The organism is Chromobacterium aquaticum, assembly GCF_021129195.1.
GTDB classification, from domain to species: domain Bacteria; phylum Pseudomonadota; class Gammaproteobacteria; order Burkholderiales; family Chromobacteriaceae; genus Chromobacterium; species Chromobacterium aquaticum.
Genome location: NZ_JAJOHW010000090.1, coordinates 22,220 through 32,344 on the forward strand (window position 1 = coordinate 22,220; position 10,125 = coordinate 32,344).

Consider the following 10,125-nt stretch of genomic DNA (forward strand, 5'->3'; position numbering starts at 1 on the left):
CGCTGCGCGCCGGCTTCAAATCAGGCCGGCGGCGATATTGATCATCAAGGCCAGCACCGTGGCGTTGAAGAAAAAGGACAGTACGCAATGCAGCGTGCCCACCTTGCGCAGCGCGCTGGTGGTGTAGCTGACATCGGCGGTCTGGCCGGAGGTGCCGATGATGCAGGCGAAATAGAGGAAATCGCCGTAATCCGGCTCTTCCTTGCCGGGAAACTCCAGGCCCGGCGGCAGGCCGCGCGCATGGGCGGCGTAATAGCTGCGCGCATAATGCAGCGCGAACATCACGTGGATGAAGGCCCAGGAAGAAAAGATGGTCAGGATGGCCAGCAGAATGTGGCCGGCGCGACGCCAGCCGTGCAGGTCCTTCACCACCGCCAGCTCCATCACGATGGCGGCCAGGCTGGCCAGCGCCGCCAGAATCACCAGCGTCATCACCAGCGCCTGCCCCTCGTCTTCCAGCTTGGCCCAGTGCCGGATCTGCTGCCTGCCCTCGCTGAACATCATCCAGCCCACCAAGGCCAGATAAAGCAGCACGCCGACATTCCACGCCACGATGTAGCGAGTGATGTCCTGCAGCGGCATCAACCACGGCAATGCCTGCAGGGCCAGCAGGCCGACAACGGCGGCGCCCACCAGTCGCGGACGGGCCAGCAGCATGCGGGCAGGGGCGAAACGACGAGCAGCGCGTAACAGGGCGGACATGGCGGCTAAGCTCTCTTGAGAGTGGACCAGCGCCCAGTGTACCCATCCGGGCGGGGACGGCAAGCCCCCGGCGTCAGGGCGCGGCGATGGGAGCGAAGCGGCGGACGAACAGGCGGCGGAACACCTCGAACTCCCCTGGCCGCAAGGCCAGCCGGCATTGCTTGCCGTTCCGCGTCTCGGTCAGCGTCTCCTCGGTCAGCACTCGGCTGCCTTCGGCGGTCAGCAGCGCCATCAGCCGGCTCTTATTGAACGGCGAGCGCGGGTCCTCGGCGATGCGGCGCTGGATCTCGCTCAGCGCGCCGCAATCGGCGATCTCGTCGTCCAGATCGAAGCCGTAGGCGATCTGCCAGCGCTCCTCGGCCGCCGGCCGCCGTTCCAGCTGCGCGAAGCCGGCGCCGGCCGGCCACGCCACCCGGTAGGCGCCGTTGGCGGACACCACGGCCTCGCCGCACAAGGGCACCATGCGCATAGGCTGTTTGAGGCCGAAACCGCAATCGAGCAGATAACCCTGCTCCTGGTGCCATAGCAGGATGGCGACGTGAGTACCTACCAGCGGCAGCCAGTCCTGCTTGTCTTCATCGAACACCGTGGCGCGGATCAGGCTGGCTTCCAGGCCGTTGCGGCGCAGGAATAGATAGAGCAAGGGATTGAGTTCGTAGCACAGGCCGCCTTCGTCGCGCAGCGCTATTTTCTCCAGCAGCGCTCGCTCGCTGAGCGCCTCCGGCTCGCCGTCGAACAACTTCAAGTTTTCGAACGGCAGGCTCAGCGCCACTTCGCGCAATAGGGCGTCGATCTCGTCGAACTGCAAGGAGCGCCGCGCGTCCCAGCCGATACGGGCTCGAAACAAGGCATCGATGTCCGGCATAGTCCCTCCCGTCTAGCGTCAGACAGGCCAATCTAACAGCCGCCGGACAGGATCGACAGATCAATTATCCGGGCGAGACATTCAAAAAATTTGAATGCCTGCGCCCGCTGCGCTCACACGCCGCTCACCACCAATGTTCCAACTGCACGCCAAAGCTGGAACCGCTGAGCGCGCCGCCAAAGGTGCCATCCCCGGCCAGCGCCGAGCCGGGCGCGGCCGCTTGCTGGGCGGCGCGGTTCCAACGCGCATAGGTATAGTAGAAACGCAGTTCCGGCCGGCTCCAGAACGCCTTATCCAAGGCCAGCGTCGGCGCGATGGTGAATTTGCTCAAGGTGCGGACCTGGCCATCGGCGGCCTTGACCCGGTCCACGCCCAGCTCGGCGACCAGTTTGAAGCGCTCGCCAAAGGCATAGACCGGGCGCGCGCCGGCCGACCACCAGGTCTGCCCGCCGTCCGGCCGCGCGTCGCGCTGCCAGGCCAGCATCAGCTGGCCGCCGAATTCCCGCGTCGCTTGCCAGTCCAGCGCTTCCACCAGCCGGCTGCGGCGTGTGCCGCTATCGCTGACGAGGCCGCCGGTGCCGCCCAGGCCGGTTCCCGGCCCGACGCCGTATTGCAGCGCAAACAGATTGCGGCCGCCCAACACGCCCTTTTGCTCATGCAGCGCGCTCAGCGACCAGCCGCTGTGCGCGTCCGCCACCTGGCCGGCGCGCTGGATGTAGCTGAGGCCCAGGCTCAATTCGCCGCCGGGATTGACGGCGATGCCGCCCAGTTGCAGATCGTGCTTATTGGCCTGGTCCTCCTGCCCCCAGTTGTCGTTGCGCGAGAAGGCGTAGCTGAGCTTGAGATCGCCGCCCAGGCGGTAGTCCTCCAGGCCGAAGCCGGTGCCGCTGGGGTTCCAGAAATAGAAATCGGCGATATGCACGTCGTGGCGCTTGTAATAGCGGCGGCCGGCCCACAGCGTGGCCCCGTTCAACTGTGGGATATCGCTCCATTTGGCATAGGCCTGCGGCAAGCGGACATTGCCGTTGTCGCCCTGGAAGGTCGGCGCGCGGCCATAACTATTGTACAAGCTGGCCATGCCCACCACGCTGATCTTGCTGCCGTTCTCGGCCTGGAACAGCTGCTGGCCCAGCTCCAGCTCGGCGTACTGCTCGCACTCATTGCCAAGCCGGTACTTGGTTTCGGCGCCGGCCAGTTGGAAGCAGCTCTGCTTGCCGCCGCTGTCGGCGCCGCCAGCGCCGAGGCGGAGATAGCCGTGGAAATCCAGCGCCTGGGCGGCGGGGGCCGCCAGCAAGGGGACGGCCAAACCCAGCAGGACCAGGCCGCGGTATGTGAATCGCGTCATTGCATCTCTCTCCATTTCCCTTGTGTTTTGGGCAAAGCGCGGCCTACCGGCCGGGAATGCCGGCAGGCCGCAAGCGGGCCGGAGCCCACGGATCAGCACAGTTCTCAGAACAATTCGGCGCGGTAGAGCAAGGATTCGTAAGGCCGCAGGCGCGCCCGGGCCGGGTGCGCCGCCGCGTCGGCGTAATTGGCGCACAGCAGCTGCCAGCCATGATCCGCCGTCAGGTATTCGGCCGGCGGCGAGTAGTCGCGCTCCTCGGCGCTGAAATTGCAGATCACCAGCAGTTTTTCCTGCTCCGCCGCGCGCGCGTAGACCCACAGCCCCGGATCGTCCGGCGTCAGGCAGCGGTAATCCCCATCGCGGAACACCGGGTAGCGCTTGCGCAGCGCGATCAGGCGCCGATAGTGATGCAGCACCGAGTCCGGGTCGCGGCGCGCGGCGGCAACGTTGACCGTCGCCGCGTCCGGCGCCAGTCCTATCCACGGCGCGCTGCGCGAGAAGCCAGCGTGGCGGCTGTCGTCCCATTGCATGGGCGTGCGCGAGTTGTCGCGCGATTTCTGCCGGATCGCAGCCATCGTCTCGGCCTCGCCCAGGCCACCGGCGCGCAGCCGATGGTAGGCATTGCGCGTTTCCACGTCGCGGTAGGCGTCGATGTCGGCAAAGCCGGGGTTGGCCATGCCGATCTCCTCGCCCTGATAGATATAGGGCGTGCCCTGCAAGCCATGCAGCGCGGTGGCCAGCATCTTGGCGGACTCCACGCGGTAGCGGCCGTCGTCGCCAAAGCGCGACACCACCCGCGGCTGATCGTGATTGCACCAGAACAGCGCGTTCCAGCCGCCGCCGGCGTGCATGCCGCTCTGCCAATCCGAGAGGATGCGCTTGAGCGCGATGAAATCGAAACGCGCCGCGCGCCACTTCTCGCCGCCAGGGTAATCCACTTTCAGATGATGGAAGTTGAAGGTCATCGACAACTCGCGCCGCTCGGGGTGCGAATAGGCGACGCAGTGTTCCAGCGAGGTGGACGACATCTCGCCCACCGTCATCAAATCGCGGCCGGCGAAGACTTCGCGATGCATCTGCTGCAGATATTCGTGCACGCGCGGGCCGTCGGTGTAGAAATGGCGGCCGTCGCTATCGTCCTCGGAGAAAGCCGGGTCCTTGGAGATCAGATTGATCACGTCCAGCCGGAAGCCGGCCACACCCTTGTCCGCCCAGAAATTCATCATTTCGAACACCGCCCGCCGCACCTCCGGATTGTCCCAATTCAGGTCCGCCTGAGTCTTATCGAACAGGTGCAGATAATACTGGCCGCTGGCCGGGTCCAGCTCCCAAGCCGAGCCGCCGAACTTGGAGCCCCAGTTATTGGGCTGGTCGCGCCAGATGTAGAAGTCGCGGTAGGGGTTGTTCCTGCCCTGCAAGGCCTGACGGAACCACGGATGCTCGGTGGAGGTGTGATTGACCACGATGTCCAGCATCACGCCGATGCCGCGCAGCCGCGCCTCGGCCAGCAATAGTTCGAAGTCGGCCATGCTGCCGTAGGCGGGATCGATGGAATAGTAGTCGCTGACGTCATAGCCGTTGTCGTGCTGCGGCGAGCGGTAGAACGGCGTCAGCCACAGATAGTCCACCCCCAGCCAGGCCAGGTAGTCCAGCTTGTCGGCGACGCCCAGCAGGTCACCGGTGGCACCGCCGCCATGGCTGTGGAAACTCTTGGGATAGATCTGATACACCACCGCGGATTTCAAATTCTTGTTCATCACAGGGCTTTCTCGCTCAGCACCGCTTGCGGCTGGCGGCGCGCCAGCGCCCATGTCAGCGCGAACGGCGCTACCAGGGCCACCACGGTGCCGACCAGGAACATCGGTATCTGCTGCGGAATGATGGAAATGAAGGCCGGCAAGCCTCCCACCCCTATCGCCGACGCGCGCACATGGCTGAGGGTGATGGTGGCCGCCGCCAGCGCCGAGCCAGCCAGCGCCGCGTAGAACGGCAGCTTGTAACGCAGATTGACGCCGAACATCGCCGGCTCGGTGATGCCGAAGAAGGCGGAAACCGCCGAGGTCGACGCCATATTCTTCTCATTGGCGGTGCGCGCCTGCCAGAACATCGCCAGCGCCGCGCTGCCCTGGGCGATATTGGACAAGGCGATCATCGGCCAGATGAAGGTGCCGCCCTGATTGGCGATCAATTGCAGATCCACCGCGATGAACATATGGTGCATGCCGGTCAACACCAGCGGCGCGTACAGAGCGCCGAACAGCATCGCGCCCAGCAGCGGCGCCAGGTTGAACACATAGACCAGGCCATCGGTGATGGCGATGCCCAGGTGGCGCGCCACGGGGCCGATCACCGCCAGCGCCAGCGCGCCGCTGACCACGATGGTGACGATGGGCACCACCAGCAGCTGGATGGCGTTGGGCACCCGCGGCCGCAGCCACAGCTCCACCCGGCACATCACCCAGGTGGCGGCCAGGATCGGCAGGATCTGGCCCTGATAGCCCACCTTCTCGACGCGGAACCAGCCCAGCACGTCGAAATACGGCACGCTGGCGCCGCCCAGGCCAGCGGCGGCCTGGCCGTAGTTCCAAGCGTTGAGCAGGTCCGGATGCACCAGCAGCAGGCCCAGCACGATGCCCAGCACCTCGCTGCCGCCGAAGCGCTTGGCCGCCGACCAGCCCACCAGCGCCGGCAGGAACACGAAGGAGGTGTTGGCCATCATATTCAACAATCCCCACACCCCGCTCAGGCCCGGATAGGCATCCAGCAGGCTCTTGCCTTCGATGAACATGCCCTTGGCGCCCAGCAGATTGTTCAAGCCCATCAGCAGGCCGGCCACGATGATGGCGGGCAGGATGGGCATGAACACATCGGAGAACACCTTGACCAGCTGTTGCAGCCGGCCCTGCTTCTGATCGCCGCTGGCCTTGACCTCGGCCACGGTGGCGTGCTGCAGCGCCGCCAGCTCGATCAAAGATTGATACACCCGGTCCACATCGCCGGAGCCGATCACGATCTGGAACACGCCACCATGGCTGAACTGTCCCTTGATCAAGTCCACCTGGCGCAAGGCCTCCAGGTCCACCCGGCTGTCGTCCTTCAAGGACAGCCGCAGCCGGGTAATGCAATGCGCGGCCTGCTGGAGGTTGTCGCGGCCGCCCACCGCGGCGAGTATCCGCGCGGCGATGCTGTGGTAATCGTGGCTCATCTGTTTAATCCCTGCGTCTCCCGGTCTGCGGCGGTGCCGCAGCGCCTGTTATCGAGTCCGGCGCCGATTTTGGCAAGCGCGCCGGCCATGACGGCACCCTAACTCGTACAGATAAGTTGCGTCAACACTCGTACAGACGAGTTTGCGGAAAATCAGAATATTCTCAGCGCCAACGCAACAAGGGCGATGGCGCGGCCAACGGCAAAAGGGAGGGAATGGCGAACGGCACAAAGCCGCGCCGCGGCCGGGACGCCGCGGCGGAATGGGACGCCGGCCGCTTATTTGCGGCGGGCCACGTCGGAGAAGAAGAATTTATCCAGCCGGTGGCGAGACTCGGTGTATTCGAACTGACGGCCATCGTAGAGATGGGTGTGGTTCTTGACCACGATCACATGGTCCATGCCGTTCAGGTCCAGGTAGCGGCGGTCATCCTCGCTGCATGGCTGCGCCTCTATCACCCGCTGCGCATAACTGATGTTCAGGCCCAGCCGCCGCTCGATGAAGTCGTAGATAGACCCGGCGGCGGCTTCGCGGTCCAGGCCCGGCACCAGGCTGGCGACAAAGTAATTGATGTCCAGGATCACGTTTTCATTGTCGATATTGCGCACCCGCTTGATCTTGAGCAGCGGGGTTTTCTCGCGCACGTCCAGCAGCCGCGCCAGTTGCGCATCGGCCGGCACCGTCTCCATCTCCGCCACTCGAGAGCTAACTCGGCGGCCCAGATGCTGGTGAGCCTCCTTGAAGCTGACGATGCCGCTGAGCTGGAACTCGATATTGCCGGAGCGCAGCACGAACACGCCCTTGCCGTGGATCTTCTGCACATAGCCGCGTTCCTGCAGCATGTCCACCGCCTTGCGCACCGTGCCGCGGCTGGCCTCGTAGCTGTGCATCAGCTCGGTTTCGGAAGGAATGCGGTCACCCTGCTGATAACGCTGGTTGTCGATGTCGGCGACGATGTCGGAAAAGATTTGGCTGTATTTGTTCACGGCGTGGATTCGGCAAGATCGGCGGAGCGCCCCAGCCCGGCAGTCTGCCTCAAGCGCGGGCGGTGCGCCAGCCCGCGCCCGGCCCATTCTTCCGCCAGGCGCAACACAGCATTACCCGCCGCGGGGATTCCGCCGGCCACCGGCGCGGCGCACACTGGCCGCCTTCCCTCACCAGACAGGAACATCCTCATGCACGCACCAGAACTCCGCCCGCCGCTGCCGCCCTTCGATCGCGACAGCGCCATGCTCAAGGTCCGCCTGGCCGAAGACGGCTGGAACAGCCGCGATCCGGCCCGCGTGGCCCAGGCCTATACCGAGGACAGCCAGTGGCGCAACCGCGCCGAATTCCCGCGCGGCCGCGCGCAGATCATCGAGTTCCTCAGCCGAAAATGGCGGCGCGAACACGAATACCGGCTGATCAAGGAATTATGGGCCCACGACGGCGCGCGCATCGCGGTGCGCTTCGCCTACGAATGGCGGGACGAGAGCGGCCAGTGGTTCCGCTCCTACGGCAACGAGAACTGGGAGTTCGCCGCCGACGGCCTGATGCAGCGCCGCTACGCCTGCATCAACGATCTGCCCATCCGCGAGGACGAGCGCCTGTTCCGCTGGCCGCTGGGGCGCAGGCCGGACGGTCATCCCGGCCTGAGCGAGCTGGGCTTGTAAACAAGATCTAGGCGGCCCTCACTCGGCGAAACAGCCATCCTCCAACAACATGTCCTCGAAGAAAGCGCCGAAGGGCCGCGACGGATGGCGGATGTGGATTTCCAGCACCCACAGCATGCGCGCCGGCGTGAAGTCCACCTCCGCCAGCGGCCCTTCATGGATGGCCGCGTGCGGGAAGTCCGCCAGCCGGTGGCCGGACAGGTCCAGGTTCAGTTCCCAGCCACGACCGGCGGCGCAGGCCTCGGCAAAGCGGTACAGCTCGCGCCCGCTACAGCCCTCGCTCGCCCATTTGCGCCTCACCTCGTGGAAAATGGCGCGGGCGTCGCCGGCGCAACGCGCCATTTCCGGATCGGAGCCGGTGACGAAACTGTCGCCGCCGTCGCCCTCCCACTGCTTCCATACCGGGCCGATGTCGATGAAGAAAATATCGTCCTCGCCCAGGCGCACGCCAGGATCGGACGCCGCGCCGAAAGTCTTCAGCGTATTACGGCCAAAGCGCACGTAGACATCGTGCCAGCCGCGCAACATGCCGCGCTCGGCCAGGATGTCCTTGGCCAGCTCCACCGCGTCCTCTTCCAACATGCCCGGCCGCATCGCCGCGGCGATCAAGGCGATCGCCTGCCGGGTCATGTCGCGCACCGCCATCAATTGCTGCGGATCGAAGGCCGGGCCCACGCCCTCCAAGTCTGATTGTTCAATGCTTGCTGCCATTTCATGCTCCTTTGTTGAATGCGGACAGGCGGTCGCCTACCCGGAAATCTCCACCGTCAAACCGTGCAAGCACGGCTGCAAGGCGATCTGACAAGCCAGCCGGCAGCGGCCGTCGTCCGCCTCCGACAGCTCCAGCGCCGCCAGCAGCCGACGCTCCGCGCGCTCCATCGCCGGCAAGCGCGCCAGCCCACCTTGCTCGACGCGAACCAGGCAAGTGCCGCACGAGGCCTGCCCGCCGCAGACGCCGCGCATCAGCCCAGCCGCGGCCAGCGCCTGCATCAGGCTGCCGGCGGCGGCCACTTCCAGCAGCCGATCCCCGCCCTCCCCGACGCGCACCCGCAGCGCCATCGATTCCGCCGCGACCGATGCCGGCGTCGCCGCCAGAAAGGCGTCGGCCAGGAAACGCTGTTCCGGCAGCCCGCGCTGCCGCGTCAGCAATTGCCTGGCCGCGGCGACCATCGCCGGCGCGCCGCAGGCGTATACCTCCGCCGCGCGCAAACAGGGAAAATCCTCGGCCGCCGCCTGCTGCACGAAACCGCGCCGGCCGTTCCAGCCCGGCCCGGCCTCGGACAGCACTGGCTCGAAACGGAAATCCGGCCGCTCGCGCTCCCAGGCCCTCAGCTCGTCGAACAGATACAGCTCATCCTCGGTGCGCCCTCCCCAATAGAGCGCGATCGGCGGCCGCCCAACCCTGTCCGGCCCCGACTGCAACATCGCCCGCAACGGCGCGATGCCGGTGCCGGTCGCCAACATCAGCGTTTGCGCCGCGCCGGCATCGTCGCGCCACACGCAATCGCCGTACGGCCCCTCCAGCCATAGCGCGTCGCCCGGCCGCGCGTCGCAGCGCAGCCATTCGGAAAACTCGCCGCCGGGCTGCAGACGCACATGCAACTCGATGCCGCCATCGGCGCTGGGCGCGGCCGCCATTGAATAACTGCGCCGCAGCCCACCCGGCGTGGTCACCGCGACGAACTGTCCGCTCTGAAAGCGCAGCGGCGCCGCATCCGCGCATTCCAGCCGCAAGCCGCGCACCTCGCGCCCCAGTCGCTCTATCGCCGCCAGCCGGTAGCGGCACGCGCCGCTGTTTGCCTGTTGTGTCATTTGCCGCTCCTTGAATATCTGTCCCGGCCACTTTAAGCCGACACTGGACCAGCAAAAACATCCAGTTTTGATAAGATTGATGGTCCAGAAATAAAAACGGCGACAAGGGGAACACGCATGCTGCGCAAATGGGATCTGCAATTGAGCCTGGATCGAAGCGGCGGCCTGCCGGCCCATCTGCAGATCGCTCAGCAGATCAGCGCCGACATCCAGCGCGGCCGCTTGCCGCCGGGCGCGTCGCTGCCGGGCAGCCGCGAACTGGCGGCGCAACTGGGGATCAACCGCAAGACCGCGGTGCTGGCCTATGAGGAACTGGCGGCGCAGGGCTGGCTGCTGACGCAGGGTCGGCGCGGCACCTTCGTCGCGCCGACCCTGCCGCTGCTGTCGCCGCGCCCGACACCGGCCGTAGCGCGCATCGCTCAGGCCACGACAAGGGCCGAAAGCCGCTTCATCGACTTTGGCGACGGGGTGCCGGATTCGCGGCTGATTCCCTTCGATGTGCTGGGTCGCGCCTACCGCCGCGCGCTGATCGCCGCCGCCCGCG

At 66.0% G+C, this 10,125-nt stretch carries 10 protein-coding genes; 2 read left to right on the forward strand and 8 right to left on the reverse strand.

The window, feature by feature from the left end:
* Positions 1-15 precede the first annotated feature (15 nt).
* From LQT98_RS14290 to treR, 6 genes are all read right to left on the reverse strand, one after another.
* Entirely contained in the window at positions 16-702 is a 687-nt protein-coding gene (locus LQT98_RS14290) for a DUF1345 domain-containing protein (RefSeq protein ID WP_231463068.1), read from the reverse strand.
* Positions 703-775: 73 nt separating this feature from the next.
* Positions 776-1,567 (reverse strand): arylamine N-acetyltransferase family protein, encoded by a 792-nt coding sequence (locus LQT98_RS14295; RefSeq protein ID WP_231463071.1) that lies wholly within the window; start codon positions 1,565-1,567, stop codon positions 776-778.
* 124 nt (positions 1,568-1,691) lie between these two features.
* Positions 1,692-2,912, reverse strand: coding sequence for a maltoporin (locus LQT98_RS14300; protein WP_231463074.1), 1,221 nt, complete (start codon positions 2,910-2,912; stop codon positions 1,692-1,694).
* Between the two features lie 104 nt (positions 2,913-3,016).
* Entirely contained in the window at positions 3,017-4,669 is a 1,653-nt protein-coding gene (gene treC / locus LQT98_RS14305; protein WP_231463077.1) for an alpha,alpha-phosphotrehalase, read from the reverse strand.
* Entirely contained in the window at positions 4,669-6,117 is a 1,449-nt protein-coding gene (gene treP / locus LQT98_RS14310; protein ID WP_231463080.1) for a PTS system trehalose-specific EIIBC component, read from the reverse strand. Before treP ends, treC begins: the two co-directional genes overlap by 1 nt.
* 278 nt (positions 6,118-6,395) lie before the next feature.
* Positions 6,396-7,103: a trehalose operon repressor gene (gene treR, locus LQT98_RS14315; protein WP_048408742.1), complete on the reverse strand. Its 708-nt coding sequence runs from the start codon at positions 7,101-7,103 to the stop codon at positions 6,396-6,398.
* Between the two features lie 189 nt (positions 7,104-7,292).
* Here treR and LQT98_RS14320 point away from each other — a divergent pair, with 189 nt between their 5' ends.
* Complete coding sequence (locus tag LQT98_RS14320; protein WP_231463083.1) at positions 7,293-7,769, forward strand: nuclear transport factor 2 family protein; 477 nt, start codon at positions 7,293-7,295, stop codon at positions 7,767-7,769.
* 18 nt (positions 7,770-7,787) lie between these two features.
* Here LQT98_RS14320 and LQT98_RS14325 read toward each other — a convergent pair whose 3' ends face one another.
* Together LQT98_RS14325 and LQT98_RS14330 are read right to left on the reverse strand one after the other, a co-directional pair.
* A complete protein-coding gene (locus LQT98_RS14325) occupies positions 7,788-8,480 on the reverse strand; it encodes a M24 family metallopeptidase (RefSeq protein ID WP_231463086.1) in 693 nt (230 codons plus the stop codon).
* A 36-nt stretch (positions 8,481-8,516) separates the two neighbouring features.
* Positions 8,517-9,581, reverse strand: a complete 1,065-nt coding sequence (locus tag LQT98_RS14330) for an NAD(P)H-flavin reductase (protein WP_231463088.1) — start codon at positions 9,579-9,581, stop codon at positions 8,517-8,519.
* A gap of 117 nt (positions 9,582-9,698) precedes the next feature.
* Here LQT98_RS14330 and LQT98_RS14335 point away from each other — a divergent pair.
* On the forward strand, positions 9,699-10,125 hold a 427-nt coding region (locus tag LQT98_RS14335), incomplete at its 3' end, for a GntR family transcriptional regulator (RefSeq protein ID WP_231463091.1).

Excerpts from the sequence above, each read along its gene's own strand:
- LQT98_RS14290 (WP_231463068.1), bottom strand. The coding sequence starts at position 702 with ATGTCCGCCCTGTTACGCGCTGCTCGTCGTTTCGCCCCTGCCCGCATG.
- LQT98_RS14295 (WP_231463071.1), bottom strand. The coding sequence starts at position 1,567 with ATGCCGGACATCGATGCCTTGTTTCGAGCCCGTATCGGCTGGGACGCG.
- LQT98_RS14300 (WP_231463074.1), bottom strand. The coding sequence starts at position 2,912 with ATGACGCGATTCACATACCGCGGCCTGGTCCTGCTGGGTTTGGCCGTC.
- treC (WP_231463077.1), bottom strand. The coding sequence starts at position 4,669 with ATGAACAAGAATTTGAAATCCGCGGTGGTGTATCAGATCTATCCCAAG.
- treP (WP_231463080.1), bottom strand. The coding sequence starts at position 6,117 with ATGAGCCACGATTACCACAGCATCGCCGCGCGGATACTCGCCGCGGTG.
- LQT98_RS14320 (WP_231463083.1), top strand. The coding sequence starts at position 7,293 with ATGCACGCACCAGAACTCCGCCCGCCGCTGCCGCCCTTCGATCGCGAC.
- LQT98_RS14325 (WP_231463086.1), bottom strand. The coding sequence starts at position 8,480 with ATGGCAGCAAGCATTGAACAATCAGACTTGGAGGGCGTGGGCCCGGCC.
- LQT98_RS14330 (WP_231463088.1), bottom strand. The coding sequence starts at position 9,581 with ATGACACAACAGGCAAACAGCGGCGCGTGCCGCTACCGGCTGGCGGCG.